Source organism: Barrientosiimonas humi (assembly GCF_006716095.1).
Taxonomy (GTDB): domain Bacteria; phylum Actinomycetota; class Actinomycetes; order Actinomycetales; family Dermatophilaceae; genus Barrientosiimonas; species Barrientosiimonas humi.
Genome location: NZ_VFOK01000001.1, coordinates 1,255,123 through 1,270,610, shown reverse-complemented (window position 1 = coordinate 1,270,610; position 15,488 = coordinate 1,255,123). Strand labels below are relative to the sequence as shown.

At 73.0% G+C, this 15,488-nt stretch carries 16 protein-coding genes; 9 read left to right on the top strand and 7 right to left on the bottom strand.

The window, feature by feature from the left end; translation table 11 throughout:
- Positions 1-35 precede the first annotated feature (35 nt).
- From prcA to dop, 4 genes are read right to left on the bottom strand one after another with little or no spacing between them, the layout of a single operon-like run.
- Positions 36-935, bottom strand: coding sequence for a proteasome subunit alpha (gene prcA, locus FB554_RS05920; RefSeq protein WP_142005125.1), 900 nt, complete (start codon positions 933-935; stop codon positions 36-38).
- Positions 932-1,765, bottom strand: coding sequence for a proteasome subunit beta (gene prcB / locus FB554_RS05915; RefSeq protein ID WP_142005124.1), 834 nt, complete (start codon positions 1,763-1,765; stop codon positions 932-934). The genes prcA and prcB overlap by 4 nt, the downstream gene beginning before the upstream one ends.
- Positions 1,762-1,962 (bottom strand): ubiquitin-like protein Pup, encoded by a 201-nt coding sequence (locus FB554_RS05910; protein WP_142005123.1) that lies wholly within the window; start codon positions 1,960-1,962, stop codon positions 1,762-1,764. Before FB554_RS05910 ends, prcB begins: the two co-directional genes overlap by 4 nt.
- 33 nt (positions 1,963-1,995) lie before the next feature.
- Entirely contained in the window at positions 1,996-3,513 is a 1,518-nt protein-coding gene (dop, locus tag FB554_RS05905; protein ID WP_276488752.1) for a depupylase/deamidase Dop, read from the bottom strand.
- A 209-nt stretch (positions 3,514-3,722) separates the two neighbouring features.
- Here dop and FB554_RS05900 point away from each other — a divergent pair, with 209 nt between their 5' ends.
- From FB554_RS05900 to FB554_RS05885, 4 genes are all read left to right on the top strand, one after another.
- Positions 3,723-4,532 carry a M57 family metalloprotease gene (locus tag FB554_RS05900; protein ID WP_142005122.1) on the top strand — a complete coding sequence of 270 codons (810 nt, stop codon included), beginning with the start codon at positions 3,723-3,725 and terminating at the stop codon, positions 4,530-4,532.
- Between the two features lie 98 nt (positions 4,533-4,630).
- Positions 4,631-5,614, top strand: coding sequence for an alpha/beta hydrolase (locus tag FB554_RS05895; RefSeq protein ID WP_142005121.1), 984 nt, complete (start codon positions 4,631-4,633; stop codon positions 5,612-5,614).
- Positions 5,611-6,942: a cation:proton antiporter gene (locus tag FB554_RS05890; protein ID WP_142005120.1), complete on the top strand. Its 1,332-nt coding sequence runs from the start codon at positions 5,611-5,613 to the stop codon at positions 6,940-6,942. Before FB554_RS05895 ends, FB554_RS05890 begins: the two co-directional genes overlap by 4 nt.
- 53 nt (positions 6,943-6,995) lie before the next feature.
- On the top strand, positions 6,996-8,453 hold the full coding sequence (locus FB554_RS05885) for a protein adenylyltransferase SelO (protein WP_142005119.1): 1,458 nt from the start codon (positions 6,996-6,998) through the stop codon (positions 8,451-8,453).
- Here FB554_RS05885 and FB554_RS05880 read toward each other — a convergent pair.
- Together FB554_RS05880 and FB554_RS05875 are read right to left on the bottom strand one after the other, a co-directional pair.
- Positions 8,438-9,022 carry a maleylpyruvate isomerase family mycothiol-dependent enzyme gene (locus tag FB554_RS05880; protein WP_142005118.1) on the bottom strand — a complete coding sequence of 195 codons (585 nt, stop codon included), beginning with the start codon at positions 9,020-9,022 and terminating at the stop codon, positions 8,438-8,440. The two genes, FB554_RS05885 and FB554_RS05880, sit on opposite strands and share 16 nt — an antisense overlap.
- The gene (locus tag FB554_RS05875) at positions 9,019-9,513 is read right to left on the bottom strand and encodes an SRPBCC domain-containing protein (protein ID WP_142005117.1); all 495 of its coding nucleotides are present in this window, start codon (positions 9,511-9,513) and stop codon (positions 9,019-9,021) included. Before FB554_RS05875 ends, FB554_RS05880 begins: the two co-directional genes overlap by 4 nt.
- Positions 9,514-9,694: 181 nt before the next feature.
- On the opposite strand from FB554_RS05875, the gene FB554_RS05870 reads away from it, so the two are divergent.
- Positions 9,695-10,495 carry an AraC family transcriptional regulator gene (locus FB554_RS05870; RefSeq protein WP_170206793.1) on the top strand — a complete coding sequence of 267 codons (801 nt, stop codon included), beginning with the start codon at positions 9,695-9,697 and terminating at the stop codon, positions 10,493-10,495.
- Between the two features lie 88 nt (positions 10,496-10,583).
- A complete protein-coding gene (locus tag FB554_RS05865) occupies positions 10,584-10,985 on the top strand; it encodes a VOC family protein (RefSeq protein ID WP_142005115.1) in 402 nt (133 codons plus the stop codon).
- Between the two features lie 7 nt (positions 10,986-10,992).
- Here the strand turns inward: FB554_RS05865 and FB554_RS05860 are convergent, their stop codons facing one another.
- The gene (locus FB554_RS05860) at positions 10,993-13,002 is read right to left on the bottom strand and encodes an MFS transporter (protein ID WP_236022298.1); all 2,010 of its coding nucleotides are present in this window, start codon (positions 13,000-13,002) and stop codon (positions 10,993-10,995) included.
- Between the two features lie 81 nt (positions 13,003-13,083).
- Between FB554_RS05860 and FB554_RS05855 the strand changes: the two genes are divergently transcribed.
- The 3 genes from FB554_RS05855 to FB554_RS05845 are packed head-to-tail and all read left to right on the top strand — an operon-like array spanning position 13,084 to position 15,477.
- Positions 13,084-13,497, top strand: a complete 414-nt coding sequence (locus FB554_RS05855; RefSeq protein ID WP_142005113.1) for a DUF3054 domain-containing protein — start codon at positions 13,084-13,086, stop codon at positions 13,495-13,497.
- Positions 13,490-14,053 (top strand): GNAT family N-acetyltransferase, encoded by a 564-nt coding sequence (locus tag FB554_RS05850; RefSeq protein WP_142005112.1) that lies wholly within the window; start codon positions 13,490-13,492, stop codon positions 14,051-14,053. Before FB554_RS05855 ends, FB554_RS05850 begins: the two co-directional genes overlap by 8 nt.
- The gene (locus tag FB554_RS05845) at positions 14,038-15,477 is read left to right on the top strand and encodes an MFS transporter (RefSeq protein ID WP_420809463.1); all 1,440 of its coding nucleotides are present in this window, start codon (positions 14,038-14,040) and stop codon (positions 15,475-15,477) included. The genes FB554_RS05850 and FB554_RS05845 overlap by 16 nt, the downstream gene beginning before the upstream one ends.
- The last annotated feature ends 11 nt before the right edge of the window (positions 15,478-15,488 follow it).

Sequence of the window (15,488 nt, the reverse complement as noted above, 5' to 3'; positions counted from 1 at the left end):
TACGACCGTCGCCGGGCCGGCGCCGGAGCGCCGGCTCAGGAGTCGTCGGACGACGGTTCGGTGCTGACCGAATCGCTCTGCTGCGTCTGCGGATTCGTGGTGTCGCGCTGGTCGTCGCCGGTGCGCTGCGCCGCGTCGGAGGCCTCAGGCCCCGCGGCATCGTCGGTGCGACCGGTGAGCGTGTCGTGGGCGCCCGGCTCGGGGTCGTCCTGCTGGGGCACGTCGTGGGTCGGGTCGTCGCTGGACAGCAGCGCCGACAGCAGCGGCTCGCCGATGCGCCGGAAGGTGCGCCGCTCGCGGTGCCGGTCGAGCACGGCCACCTCGAGCTGGTCGGGGCTGATCTGCCGGTCCTGCTCACCCTCCTGCGCCGCCTGGCCGAGCACCTCGACCGCGAGCCGCAGCACCGTCTCCAGGTCGGAGTCGGGGGCCCAGCGCTCCTTGAGCGCGGCGGTGATCTGCTCGCCGCCGCCGCCCATCGCGACGAAGCCGGTCTCGAACGCGACCGAGCCGTCGTAGGTGAGCCGGTAGATCTGGTCCTGCTCGGGCCGCTCCCCCACCTGGGCGACGACGATCTCGACCTCGTAGGGCTTCTGCTCCTGGGTGAAGATCGCGCCGAGCGTCTGGGCGTAGGCGTTGGCCAGCCCGCGCGCGGTGACGTCGCTGCGGTCGTAGGAGTAGCCGCGCAGGTCGGCGTAGCGGACGCCGGCGACGCGCAGGTTCTCGTACTCGTTGTACTTGCCCACCGCCGCGAAGGCGATGCGGTCGTAGATCTCGGAGATCTTGTGCAGCGCGCGCGAGGGGTTCTCGGCGACGAACGCGATGCCGCCGTCGTAGGCCAGCACGACGACCGAGCGTCCGCGCGCGATGCCCTTGCGCGCGAAGTCGGCCCGGTCCTTCATCAGCTGCTCGGGCGAGACGTAGAACGGCATGGTCATCGCACTGCACCCCCTGGGTCGCCGCGGCGGCCGGCGAGCACCTGCTCGACCTTGCGGGCGAGGTCATCCTCGGGCAGGAACCGCGCGCCCGAGGCGTCGAGCACCGCGACGGTCGGCCAGATCCGCCGGGTCAGGTCGGGTCCGCCGGTCGCGGAGTCGTCGTCGGCCGCGTCGTAGAGCGCCTCGAGCACCGTGTGCACGGCCGGGGTCTCGTCGTGGTCGGGCTGCCAGAGCTTCTTCATCGAGCCGCGGGCGAAGAACGAGCCGGAGCCGACGCTGTGGTGGCCGTGCTCCTCGTAGCAGCCGCCGGTGACGTCGTAGGAGAAGATCCGGCCGGTGCCGGTGTCGAGGTCGAACCCGGCGAAGAGCGGTACGACCGCGAGGCCCTGCATGGCCATGCCCAGGTTGCCGCGGATCATCGTCGCGAGCCGGTTGGCCTTGCCCTCGAGCGAGAGCAGCGCGCCCTCGATCTTCTCGTAGTGCTCCAGCTCGACCTGGAACAGCTTGACCAGCTCGATGGCGATGCCGGCCGTGCCGGCGATGCCGACCGCGGAGTACTCGTCGGTCGTGAAGACCTTCTGCATGTCCCGGTTGGCGATGACGTTGCCCATGGTGGCGCGTCGGTCACCGGCGAGCAGCACGCCGCCGGCGAAGGTCGCGGCCACGATCGTGGTGCCGTGCGGCGCGTCGATGGTCGCGCCGGGCGGGAGCTGGCGTGCGGAGGGCACCAGGTGGGGGGCGTGGGAGGTCAGGAACTCGCTGAACGAGGAGCTGCCCGAGCGCAGGAACGCCGCGGGCAGCCGCGCGTCGTCGGCCTCGCCTCGGCTCACTGGCCACCCTTCTGCACGAAGCCGCGCACGAACTCCTCGGCGTTGGACTCCAGCACCGAGTCGATCTCGTCGAGCATGGAATCCGTCTCTTCGTCCTTGACCTGGGATGTCGGGGCGGTGGGGACGGCGTCGGGCGCGTCGTCTCCGTCGGGGCGACCGTCACGCCGCTGCGGGCTCTTGTGGTCCTGGGTCGACATGGCTGCCTCCTTGGCTGGGCTCTCCCCGCAACCCTAAGGGACCGCCAACCGGCGCAGCAGGTCCGCCGCGTCGGTGGCGGCGTCGAGCAGCGGGCCGACCCCGGCCTTGGTGCCGCGCTCGGGCTCGAGCATCGGCACCCGCTGCAGGCTCTGCTGGCCGGCGACGTCGAAGATGATCGAGTCCCACGACGCGGCCGCGACCTCGTCGGGGAAGCGCGACAGGCAGGTCCCCCGGAAGTAGGCGCGGGTGTCCTCCGGCGGGTCCTGCACGGCGGCGCGCACGGCGTCCTCGTCGACCAGCCGCTCGACCTTGCCCGCGGCCAGCAGCCGGTTGAACAGCCCCTTGTCCTCGCGCACGTCGGACCACTGGATGTCGATGGCGCGCAGCCGCGGGTCGGTCCACTCCAGCCCGCCGCGGTCGGCGTAGCCGCGCAGCAGGCGCAGCTTGGCGACCCAGTCCAGCTCGCGGTGCAGGCTCATCGGGTCGCGCTCCAGGCCGGTGAGCACCTGCTCCCAGCGCCGCATCACCTCGGCGGTGTCGTCGTCGGGCGGCTGCCCGCCGTAGGTGCGCTCCAGCCAGGCGGAGGCCAGCTCGAAGTAGGTCCACAACAGCTGGACGGAGGTCATCTCCCGGCCCGACGCCAGACGTACGGGCACCTGCAGGGTCGGGTCGTGGCTGATCTCGCGCAGCGTGCTGACCGGCTGCGCCAGGGTGAGGTCGGTGTCGATCGCGCCCGCCTCGATCATCCCGAGCACCAGGCTGGTCGTGCCGAGCTTGAGCAGGTTGGCCACGTCGCAGTGGTTGGCGTCGCCGAGGATCACGTGCAGCCGACGGTATCGGTCGGCGACGGCGTGCGGCTCGTCGCGGGTGTTGATGATCGGGCGCTTCAGCGTGGTCTCGAGGCCGACCTCGACCTCGAAGAAGTCCGAGCGCTGCGCCAGCTGGAAGCCCGGCCGGGTCGACTCGCCGCCGATCCCGACGCGCCCCGAGCCGCACATCAGCTGGCGCACGACGAAGAACGGCGTGAGGTGCTTGACGATGTCCTGGAACGGCGTCGCCCGGCTCATCAGGTAGTTCTCGTGGGTGCCGTAGGAGGCGCCCTTGCCGTCGGTGTTGTTCTTGTAGAGGTTGACCCCGGCGGCGCCCGGCCCGCTGAGCAGACGGACGGCCTCGCGCATCACCAGCTCCCCCGCCCGGTCCCAGCGCACCGCGTCGCGCGGCGTCATGACCTCGGGCGAGGAGTACTCCGGGTGGGCGTGGTCGACGTAGAGCCGGGCCCCGTTGGTCAGCACCACGTTGGCGAGGGTCGGGTCCTCCTCGTCGGTGAGCTGGCTCGGGTCGGCGCTCTCGCGCGCGACGTCGAAGCCGCGGGCGTCGCTGAGCGGGTGCTCGTCCTCGTAGTCCCAGCCGGCGCGCGCCGCGCGCAGGCCGACCTCGTGGGCGTACGCCGTCACGACCCGACCCGACTGGACCATCGGGTTCGCGTCGGGGCTGCCCGGCACCGAGATGCCGTACTCCGTCTCGATCCCCATCACCCGACGCACCGTCATGCCGACACCCTAGGCGGCCGCGCCGCGTGACCCGACCTGGCCCGGACCTGGTCTTCTTTGCCGGAACTTGGGGCGGCCCTGCCCAACCCCAGACCTCGTGCGCAACCGGCGTTGCCGTGCCGGTCCCTAGCGTTCCTGGGCGTCGGCCCGCGCACCGCACACGCTCCGGGCCGGCCGTCCGCACGCACCGACCAACGGGAGATCACCTGATGCGCACTCGCAAGACCGTCCTGGGGCTGAGCGCCCTCGCGTTCACCGCCGCCAGCCTCGTCACGACCGGCCCGGCCTCCGCCGAGCAGCAGCCCGGCACCTCCGAGGTGCCCACGTTCGAGCAGTTCGAGCGGTCGACCGCCAAGGACCCGCAGGGGCAGTACATCGTCAACGGCGACATGCCGATCAAGGGCAAGGCCGCGCTGCGCGACTTCTACGAGGCGATGACCGGCCCGCAGACCCAGCTGGTCGTCAACACCGTCTACGGCAACGACGACGTCTGGAGTCCCGACCAGGCCAGGCAGCTGACCTACTGCGTGAGCGACGCGTTCGGCGCCGACAAGCAGCTCATCGTGGACTCGATGGCGAGCGGAGCGGGGCTGTGGGAGCAGGCGGCGTCGGGCATCGACTTCGTCTACCAGCCCGAGCAGGACGGCAGCTGCACCACCGCCAACGACAACGTCGTCTTCTCGGTGGAGCCGGTGCAGAACGCCAACTACATCGCGCGCGCGTTCTTCCCGAGCAGCGACAAGCCCGAGCGCAACGTGCTCGTCGACGTCGAGCAGCTCCAGGGCGCGGGGAACTGGACGCCGACCAACGTGCTCGGTCACGAGCTCGGGCACACGCTCGGCTTCCGGCACGAGCACACCCGCCCGGAGGCCGGCACCTGCTTCGAGGACAACAGCTGGCGCCCGCTGACGCCGTACGACTCGGCGTCGATCATGCACTACCCGCAGTGCAACGGGACCTCGAGCGACCTGAGCATGACCCAGGCCGACCGCGAGGGCGTGGCCAGCATCTACGGCTGAGGCACCCGTCCTGCCCCACCCGCGCGGGCGTACGGCGGCGCCTCCTCCCAAGGAATGAACCGCCGTACGCCCGTCACGGGTTTGGCAAACTTCGCAGCATGTCCCGAAAGTCCCTGATGCCGCTGCGGGTGCGCGCGTTCACCACCGTGCTCGACCGGGTGCGCCGGCGAGACCTCGCCGCCATGTCGCCCGAGGAGCTGGCCCGCGAGCAGGCCCGGGTCTTGCCGTCGAAGCCGCCGTTCAGCCTGGTCACCGGAGCGGTCGAGCCGACCGTGCGCACCAGCACCGTGCAGGTGCCGATGCGCGACGGCAGCACGGTGCGCGCCCGTGTGGTCCGCTCCGCCGCCGCCGGCCCCGACGCGCCGGTCGTCGTCTACTACCACGGGGGCGGCTGGGTGCTGGGCAACCCGCCCGGCTACGACCCGCTCACCAGCTTCCTCGCGCACGAGCTCGACGCGGTCGTCGTGGCTCCCGACTACCGCAAGGCGCCGCAGCACCCGGCGCCGCAGGCGGCGCACGACGCGTACGACACGCTCACCTGGGTCGGGTCGCGCCCCGCCGAGCTCGACGCGTCCGGCCCGATCGCCGTCGCCGGCGACAGCGCGGGCGGCAACCTGTCGGCCGTCGTGTCGATCCTCGCGCGCGACCTGGACGGGCCGGCGGTCGCCGGCCAGGGGCTCATCTACCCCGCGACCGACCTCACCCGCAGCCACCCGTCGGCGCAGTGGCGCGACGAGGCGGTGCTCACCGGCGAGGCGATGGACTACTTCCTCGCCGCCTACCTCGGCGGGGGCGTCGAGGCCACCGACCCGATCGTCTCGCCGCTGTTCGCCGACTCGCACGAGGGGCTGCCGCCCGCGCTCGTGCAGACCGCCGAGTGCGACCCGCTGCTGGACGAGGGGGTCCACTACGCCCAGGTCCTCGCCGACGCGGGTGTGCCCACCCGGGCGACGACGTACGTCGGGATGCCGCACGGGTTCGCCAGCTTCCCCGGCGTCACCGGCGGGCTCGGGCAGCAGGCCAGGGTCGAGCTGGCGACCTCGCTGCGCGACTGGTTCGAGAGGGCCCGCACCGCCCGATGAGCACCGCCCTGGTCTACCTCGTCCTCGGGGTGGCGCTGCTGCTGGGTGCCCTCCTGCCCCGGTCGACGGCCCGGCACGTCGTGTCCGCGCCGATCGTGCTGACCGGCGTGGGCGCGCTCGTCGGCCTGCTGCCGCTGCCGTTCTCGCTCGACCCCGTCGACCATCGCACCGTCCTGACCCACCTCACCGAGCTGTGCGTGATCGTCGCGCTCACCGGTGTCGGTCTCGCGCTGGACCGCCCGCTCACCCGCGCCCGCGAGACGTGGCGCCGCTGGGGCGCCACGTGGCGGCTGCTGCTGCTCGCGATGCCGCTCACCATCGGCGCGACCGCGCTCTTCGGCTGGTGGGTCGCGGGGCTCGCGCCGGCCGCCGCGCTGCTGCTCGCCTCCGCGCTCGCCCCGACCGACCCGGTGCTGGCCGCGGACATCCAGGTCGAGGGGCCGACCACGTCCGACCCCGACGAGGACCTCGAGGTGCACGACGAGGAGGACGAGGTGCGCTTCGCCCTCACCTCCGAGGCCGGTCTCAACGACGGCCTCGCCTTCCCGTTCGTCTACGCCGCCATCCTGCTCGCGAGCAAGGGCGCCGTGCAGGAGTGGGGGCTGCGCTGGGTCTCCTACGAGCTCATCACCCGCACGGTGCTCGGCGTCGCCGCCGGCGTCGCCGTGGGCTGGCTGCTGGCCAAGGTCGCCTTCCGCGCCCCGCGCCGCATCCGGGCCGCCCACCTCGGCGACCCGATCATCATCATCGCGGCGCCGATGGTGTCCTACGGCGTCGGCGAGATGGTGCGCGGCTGGGGCTTCGTCGCGGCGTTCGTCTGCGCCCTGACCATGCGCGCCGCCGACCGCGGGCACGCCTACCACGAGCACATGCACGAGGTCGTCGAGCGGCTCGAGCAGCTGCTCACCCTGGTGGTCCTGCTGCTGCTCGGCGCCGCGCTCACCCGGGGTCTGCTGAGCGGCCTGACGCTGGGCGGTGCGCTGGTCGGCGTGGCGCTGGTCTTCGTGATCCGGCCCCTGACGGCCTGGCTCGCGCTCGGCCGCAGCCGCTCCCCCGACTTCGTCATCGACGGCAACCTCGGCCCCAAGGAGCGCGTCGTCACCGCCTTCTTCGGCGTGCGCGGCGTCAGCTCGATCTTCTACCTGGCCTACGCCGCCGGGGAGACGCCGTTCGCCGAGGAGCGCGAGCTGTGGTCGATCCTCGCGTTCACCATCGTGCTGTCGGTCGTGGTGCACGGGCTGACCGCCTCGCCGGTCATGAGCTGGCTGGAGTCGTCGCGGCCGCGGCCGCGGCCCGACGCCGAGCGCGAGGCCCGCGCGCAGACCTAGCGGCGCGCCCCGATCCCGTGGCTCCGGGCGCGGTAGACCTTAGGCTTCAGTGAATGACCTGGCGACTCGAGGACGACTACGCCCGACGCTTCCCGGACCTCGGTCTCGACTGGACCCCGCAGGAGGCGCCGGCGCCGCGGCTCGTCGCGCTCATCGACTCCGTCGCCGCCGAGCTCGGGCTCGACGCGGCGTGGCTGCGCGAGCCCTCGCAGGTGGCCGTGCTCGCCGGGGCGGCCGTGCCTCCCGGCGCGCATCCGGTCGCGCAGGCGTATGCGGGCCACCAGTTCGGCCAGTTCGCCGGGCTCCTCGGCGACGGGCGCGCCGTCCTCCTCGGCGAGGTCAAGGACGCGACCGGAGCCTTGCGCGACGTGTCGCTCAAGGGGTCCGGGCGGACGGCGTTCTCCCGGGGTGGCGACGGCAAGGCCGTCCTCGGACCGGTCCTGCGCGAGCTCGTCGTCAGCGAGGGAATGCAGGCCCTCGGCATCCCGACGACGCGCGCCCTCGCGGCGACCGAGACGGGTGAGCAGGTCTGGCGACAGGGGATGGAGCGCGGCGCGGTCCTCGCGCGCGTCGCGGCGAGCCACCTGCGCGTCGGGACCTTCGAGCTCGTTGCGCGACAAGGGGATCCGACTCGGCTCCGTGCTCTCGCCGACTACGCGATCGAGCGTCACCAGCCGGCGGCGCGCGGCGCGGACAACCCGTACCTCGCACTGCTCCGGTCCGTCGTCGCGGCGCAGGCCGCGCTCCTCGCCGACTGGATGGCTGTCGGGTTCATCCACGGCGTCATGAACACCGACAACATGACGATCTCCGGCGAGACGATCGACTACGGGCCGTGCGCCTTCGTCGAGGCCTTCGACGAGAATGCCGTCTTCTCCTCGATCGACACCGGCGGCCGCTACCGCTTCGGGCAGCAGCCCGGCATCGCCGTCTGGAACCTCTCGCGCCTCGCCGAGACGTTGCTTCCGCTCATCGCCGAGGACCCGGCGGCGGCCGTGGGAGACGCGACGGCTGCCGTCGAGGGCTTCATCCCCGCATTCGCCGAGGAGCTCCTCGCCCGGCACCGGCATAAGCTCGGTCTGACCGACGCACGCGAGGGGGACCAGGCGCTCGTCGATGACTTCCTCCGCGTGCTCAAGGTCGGCGCCGTCGACCACACGCTCGGGTGGCGGGCGCTCTCCGCGGTGCTTGTCGGTGATCCTCGCGGGGCCGAGATCCTCGGCGGCGCAACGGGATTCGACGAGTGGCGGGCACGCTGGGTCGAGCGGCTCGGGGCATTCGACCCGGTCGACGTCGCCGTGCGGCTCGACGCCGCCAACCCCGTCCACGTCCCGCGCAACCACCTCGTCGAGGAGGCCATCGCGGCGGCGAATGCCGACGAGCTCGAGCCGCTCCAGGCCCTGCTCGAGGCCGTCCGCAGCCCGTTCGGTCCGTGGGACGAGGGCGACCGCTTCGCCGAGCCGGGGCCCGAGGCATTCACCCGGTCCTACGTCACCTACTGCGGCACCTGAGTCGGCGGCGTCCAGCGCGGGTCGCGGCCGAGGAAGGCCATGAGCTCCTCGGTCTCCGTCGCGTCCTCCGGCACCGGCTGCTGCTCGCCGAACTGACCGGTCGGGCGGAGGACGTCCTCGGCCTGCCGCATCCCGGTCAGCGCGTCTTGGACGAGGTCGGCGTCGAGGGTGTCGTCGAGGCCGGCCGACCGCGCGAGGTCCCACGTGTGGAAGAAGACGTCGCCGGTCCAGATCCGGTCGATGACGACGGGCACGGGGTTGTGACCGGTGTGGGGGTGGGAGTGCGGCAGGTCCATCGAGGCGGGGTCGTCGAGAATGCCCTGGACCTGCTGGGCGAGGTGCGCCCACGCGGCCGCGGGCTCGTCCTCGGGGGAGGGGCCGGGCTCGATCGTCACGGCGTCGCCGAGGACGTCGCGGATCCAGTGGAGGTGAGCGACCACGTCGCGGGCGCGCCACTCCTTGACCGGCGTCGGCGCGTCCCAGTCGGTCACGCCGTCGACCCGCGCGGAGAAGCCACGGGCGACGACCCGGAACTTCTCCGCGATGGGCAGCTCGGGCAGCCGGGTCACGCGGCCGGCCCGTCGGCGAGGATCTTGTCGAGCTTGGCGTAGCCGTCGTGGACGCCGACCTCCAGGCCTGACTCGAGCCACCCGTCGCGACCCTCGAAGGAGTCGACGAGGCTCTGCGCGTGCAGGCGGGTCCAGCCGTCGCCGAGGTCCTCGAAGGTCAGCGTCTCGAGGGACACCCCCTCGGGCTGCTCGTCCCACGTGAAGGTCTGGACGATCCGCTCCGGCGAGACGTCGTGGAAGGACCCGTGGAAGGCGTAGGACTCCTCACCGCGCAGGTTGCGCATCCGCCACGACCCGCCGGTCCGCGCGTCCCAGTGGTCGAGCTCGGTCGTGATGGAGTCCGGGCCGACCCAGCGGGCGTAGAGCTCGGGATCGGTGTGCGCCCGGAAGAGCTGCTCGGGCGTCGCTCGGAAGTCGCGGGTGATCCGGATGATCGGGAGGTCGGGGTCGGCCTCGATCGTTGCGGTCGTGATGTGTTCGGTCGTGCTCATGACGGGTCTCCTTGCGTGTAGCGGTCGATCCACTGCGTCATCGCGCCGAGGGCGGCCGCCTCGAGGCAATCGGTTTCATACACCAAGCGGACTGCTGGTAGTCCCAGTACGTGGAGACCTTCGGGCCGGGCGCGCAGCGAGACCCGCGCGGAGACCTCGCCAGCGCAGTAGCGTCGGTCGGGTGGAGGCCGTGCACGTGCCGCACCCGGCATTGCGGCCGTACGTCGCGTCGTGGGTCGGCTTTCGGGCCGCCCTCGACCCGCGTGCGGTGCACCACGGACTGCCCTCCCCCACGCTCACCGTCGTGCTCGCGCTCGACGAGCCGCTGGACGTCGGGTGGCTCGACCGCGGGGAGCGCGAGCGCTACTGGACCTGCGTGGCCGGGCTGCACACCGGGCCGGCGCTCGTCCGCACCCACGGGTGGCAGCACGGCATCCAGCTCGCGCTGACCCCGCTGGGGGCGCGCGCCCTGCTCGGCGCACCGGCGGCGGCGCTCGCGGCCACGATGACCGAGCACGCCGAGCTCCCGGTCGGACTCCCCCAGTGCCTGCTGGAAAACCTTGCGGCGCAACGTGATTGGCGCAGGCGGCACCTGCTGCTCGAGCGGCATCTGCTGTCCGTGCTCGCGCGGCGGCACGACGACCCGGCCCACGACGTACGGCCGGAGGTAGCGCGCGCCTGGTGGCTCATCGCGTCCTCGGGCGGACGCGCCCGCGTGGCCGACGTCGCCGAGCAGGTCGGCTGGGGACGGCGGCGCCTGCTCGAGCAGTTCCGCGCCGAGGTGGGAGTCGGGCCCAAGGAGGCCGGGCGGATCGTCCGGTTCGACCGCAGCCGGCGGCTGCTGGACGCCGGGATCCCCCTCGCCGAGGTGGCGGACCGGGCCGGCTACGCCGACCAGGCCCACCTCTCCCGGGAGTACGCCCGGCTCGCCGGCCGCAGCCCAAGCCGGCTGCGCGAGTCGGCGTATCACCTGCCGGGCTGAGCAGGTCCGTGGCGGAGCCGCGGGGAAGGACCGGCCGCCGCCCATTCGTCCAAGACGGCGCCGCGGAGCGGGCCGCACGATCGGTCGCATGAACCGACAGCTCTTCCACGCCATGCAGTTCGACGACGCCGACGCCGCGATCGCCTTCCTCACCGCAGTGGGGTTCCGCGACAACGGCGTCCACCGCGACGAGTCCGGCGCGGTGGTGCACGCGCAGTTCGACTGGCGCGACACCGGCGGCGTCATGTTCGGCTCGGTGCGCCGTGCCGACGACCCCGACGACAGCGACTTCCTGCGCACCTCCGGCCACGCCGCGTGCTACTGCGTGCTCGCCGCCGACGACGAGGTCGACGCGACCTTCGAGCGTGCGGTCGCGGCCGGCGCGACGCCGGTGCAGGCGCCGACCGACCAGGACTACGGCGGCCGCTCCTGCACCGTGCGCGACGCCGAGGGCAACCAGTGGAGCTTCGGGAGCTACCCGGGCGCGTAGCCGCGGGCTAGCCGCCGGCGCCGTCCGCGAGGTCGAGGTCGAGCTCCATCGGCTCCTGGCGCACGGCGATGCTGCGCGCCGTGGCGTGCCCGCCGCCGGCCGGCAGCACTGTCAGCACGTATCGCCCTCCCGGGGGCAGGTCGAGGGTGTAGCGCCCCCCGTCGTCGGTGGTCGTGTGCGCCTGGTGCTCGCCCAGGTGCCGCACCAGGGTCACCGTGGCGCCGGCGGCCGGGGCGTCGCCGTCGCGCACCGTGCCCGACAGCGTGAGGCGCTCTCCGAGGGTGATCGGCGGGAGCGTGTCGCCGGCCACCTCGACCCGCTCGGCGCACGGGGCGAAGCCGTCGGCGGTCGCCACGAGCACCAGGGCGTCCTGGCCGCTCAGCGCCAGGCGGTACCGGCCGTCGTCGTCGGTGCGCCCCCAGTCGACCTGGGCGCCGCTCGGCCGCAGACCCGACACGACCGCCTTGGCGATCGCGCTGCCGTCGGCGCGCAGCACGCGCCCCTCGACGATCGTCTCCGACCCCTGGCCGGTGCGGCCGACGACCTCGGCGGGCTCCGGCGGCCGCGTCGGGGCGGTCGGCAGGGCGAGGGCGGCCCCCGCCCCGGCCAGCGCGGCCAGGGCCGCGAGCCAGAAGCCGTGCTGGAACGCGGCGAGCGAGGGCATCTGCACCCCGCCGACGGTCATCGTGGTGGCGCTGAGCATGGCGGCGACGGCGGCCGAGGAGGTGGCCGTGCCGATCGCCCGCAGCAGCGTGTTCAGCCCGTTGGCCGACGCCGTCTCGGTGATCGGCACGCTGCGCATGATCAGCGTGGGCATCGCGGCGTAACCGACCGCGGTCCCGATCGAGATCACCGTCGAACCGATCAGCACCTGCGCGACCGTGTGGGTCAGGAAGACCCGCATGACGTAGCCGACGGCCATGATCAGCGCACCGGTGATGAGCGTGACCCGCGCGCCGTAGCGCCGGGTCATCGCCGCCGACACCGGCGCGAACGCCACCATCGAGAGCCCGCCCGGCAGCATGCTCAGCCCCGCCGCCGTGACGCTCAGCCCGAAGCCGTAGCCGGTCGAGGTCGGCATCTGCATCTGCTGGGTGGTGCTGAGCATGTTGGCGAACATCGCGAAGCCGAGCAGCAGCGAGGCGACGTTCGTGAGCAGGACCGGACGACGTACGGACGTGCGCAGGTCGACCAGCGGCCGACCGGTGCGCAGCTCGACCGGCAACCAGATCGCGAAGAAGACGACCGCGAGCACGAAGCAGACGATCGTGCGCTCGTCGGTCCAGCCCCAGGTGCCGCCCTTGGAGATGCCGAGGAGCAGGGTGAGCAGCGCGACGGACAGCAGGACGGCACCGAGGTAGTCGAACCGGCCGCCGGTGCGCACCTTCGACTCCGGGATGACCAGCACCACCGCGGCGAGCATGACCGCGGCGAACGCCGCCGACACCCAGAACAGCGCGTGCCAGGAGAAGCGCTCGGTGATGATGCCCGACAGCGGCATCCCGGCCGCGCCGCCGATGCCGAGGGTCGCGCTCATCAGGGCGACGGCCGAGCCGACCCGCTCCGGCGGCAGCTCGTCGCGCATGATCGAGATGCCGACGGGGATGAGCGCCGCGCCCATGCCCTGCAGGCCGCGGCCGAGCACGACGACCGACAGCGAGCTCGGGCCGAGCGCGGCGATCAGCGAGCCGACGACGACCGCGCCGAGGCACAGCAGCATCATCCGGCGCTTGCCGAACATGTCGGCGAGCCGCGCCACGATCGGGGTCGCGACCGCGCCCACGAGCAGCGTGATGGTGACCAGCCAGGAGGCGTTCTCCAGGGTGGTGCCGAGCAGCCGCGGGAATTCCGGCAGCAGCGGCACCACGAGGGTCTGCTGCAGCGACACGACGGTGCCGCAGATGCTGAGCACCGCGATGACCAGCGGCGACGACGGGCGGCTGGTCTCGGGGGCGGTGTCGGTCGGGGCGGTCTCGGTGGTGGCGGGTGTGGGTGGCGACGGTTGGCTGCGGGTCACGAAGCGCGGATCCTCGGGGTCGTACGGCTGTATCGCCACCCTATCCATCGCCCCCGACAGGGCGCCGACTACGTTTGCAGGGTGAACCGTCGCGACATCTCAGGCCTGCTCATCGACCTGCTCGCGGTGCTGATCTTCGCCGCGTTCGGTCGCGCCTCGCACGAGGAGTCCGTGCTCGGCGCACCGCTCACCGCGCTGCCGTTCTGGATCGGCCTCGGCGTGGGGTGGTGGCTCGTGCGCAGCCGCTCCGGCCGCTCCCCAGTCGAGGTCGGCCCCGGCGTCACCGTGTGGGTCACGACCCTGGTGCTCGGCATGCTGCTGCGGGTGATCACCGGGCAGGGCACCGCCCTGGCATTCGTCGTCGTGGCCACGCTGGTGCTCGGCGTGCTGCTGGTCGGCTGGCGCCTGGCCCAGGAGCGGACGGGCTTCCTGCCCGCCGCCGAGCCGGCCCACGCGCCCGAGCCCACGCCCGCGGCGACCGCCGACGATGACTGACGCGAGGGCGTACGGCCCGCAGGTGCTCACCGGAGACCGGGTGCGGCTGCGCCAGCTCGAGGACGACGAGCTGAAGCTCGTCGAGCGCTGGTGGAACGACCCGTCCGTGCTGCCGCTGCAGACGTCGGGCCTGCCTCCGCGCCCCGCCGGCGGCTGGGCGGAGCAGCTCAAGCTCTGGCACGCCAACGCCGACCCGTCGTCGGTCGGCTTCGCCGTCGCGGCGCGCGAGGACGACCTGCTGCTCGGCACGGTCGCGCTGCACTCGATGGACGCGCTGGGCCAGGCGGCCACGTTCGGGATCATGCTGGGTCCGCCCGCGCAGGGACGTGGCCTCGGCGAGGAGGCGACCCGCCTCATGGTCGACTACGGCTTCCGCGCGCGGCCGCTGCACCGGATCGAGCTGCGGGTGTGGTCCTACAACGAGCGCGCCCGCACGGTGTACGAGCGCGCCGGCTTCCGCGAGGAGGGTCGCCGCCGCGAGGTGGTCTTCCTCGACGGCGCCTGGCACGACGAGATCGTGATGGGGCTGCTGCGGTCGGAGTGGGCCGCGCGGTGAGCAGCGGGGTCGGCCTCCGGTCCGAGCGGGGGCCGCTGCTGCTGTCGATGATGCTCTCGATGGGCCTCATCGCCATCGACGCGACGATCCTGTCGACCGCGGTCCCCTCGATCGTCGCCGACATCGGCGGCTTCTCCTCCTTCCCGTGGCTGTTCTCGATCTACCTGCTCGCGCAGTCGGTGACCGTCCCGGTCTACGCCAAGCTGGCCGACACGCTCGGCCGAAAACCGGTGATGCTGTTCGGGATCGGCGTCTTCCTGCTCGGCTCGCTGCTCGCCGGGTTCGCCTGGAGCATGGGGTCGCTCGTCGCCTTCCGCGCGGTGCAGGGCATCGGCGCCGGGGCCATCGCCCCGTCCGCCATGACGATCGTCGGCGACATCTACACCGTCGAGGAGCGGGCCCGGGTGCAGGGCTACCTGTCGAGCGTGTGGGCGGTCGCCGCCGTCATCGGCCCGGCCCTCGGCGGCGGGTTCGCCCAGCTCGACGCGTGGCGCTGGATCTTCTTCATCAACGTGCCGCTGGCGCTGATCGCGGGGGCGCTGGTGTGGCGGCGCTTCGAGGAGCAGGCCCCCAAGCAGCGTCGCCGCATCGACTATGCCGGCGCCACCGTGCTCACCCTCGCGCTCAGCCTGCTCATCCTGTCCGTGCTCGAGGGCGGCAACGCCTGGCCGTGGGTCTCGGTCCCCGGCCTGCTCGTGCCGGCAGCGGGCATCGCGCTGCTCGCGCTGTTCGGAGCCATCGAGCGGCGCGCGCCCGAGCCGGTGCTGCCCTCGTGGGTGCTGACCCGGCGGCTGCTCGTGACGACGGCGATGATCGCCTTCGCCATCGGCGCGGTGATGATCGGCCTCACCGCCTTCGTCCCGACCTACCTCGAGGGCTCGCGCGGCACCGCTCCCCTGGTCGCCGGTTTCGCCGTGGCGACGCTGAGCATCGGCTGGCCGCTGTCGTCCTCGCTCGTCGGCAAGCTCTACCTGCGCACGTCGTTCCGCACCGCCGTGCTGTGCGGGGGCGCGCTCACGACGGTCGCCGGCCTGCTGCTCGCGCTCACCGTCGAGTCGCCGTCGGTCGTCACGGTGGCGGTCCTGGCCTTCTTCGTCGGCGCCGGGCTCGGCATGGGCTCGGTGCCCGCCATGGTGGCGGCACAGTCGAGCGTCGCGTGGCACGCGCGCGGCGTCGTCACCGGCGCCCAGATGTTCGCCCGCTCCGCCGGCTCGGCGATCGGGGTCGCCGTGCTCGGCGCGCTCGCCAACGCCCGGATCGCGGCCGAGGGCGGCCCGCGCGACCCGCAGGCGATCGTCGCCGGCACCCAGGTGGTGTTCTGGGCGGTCGTCGTCGTCGCGGCGCTGATCTTCGCCGCGGCGGCGCTGATGCCGCGGGTGCCGGTCGAGGAGGCCGGCGAAGCGCCCCCGGCGGAGACGCCCTAGAGGGACTGCTC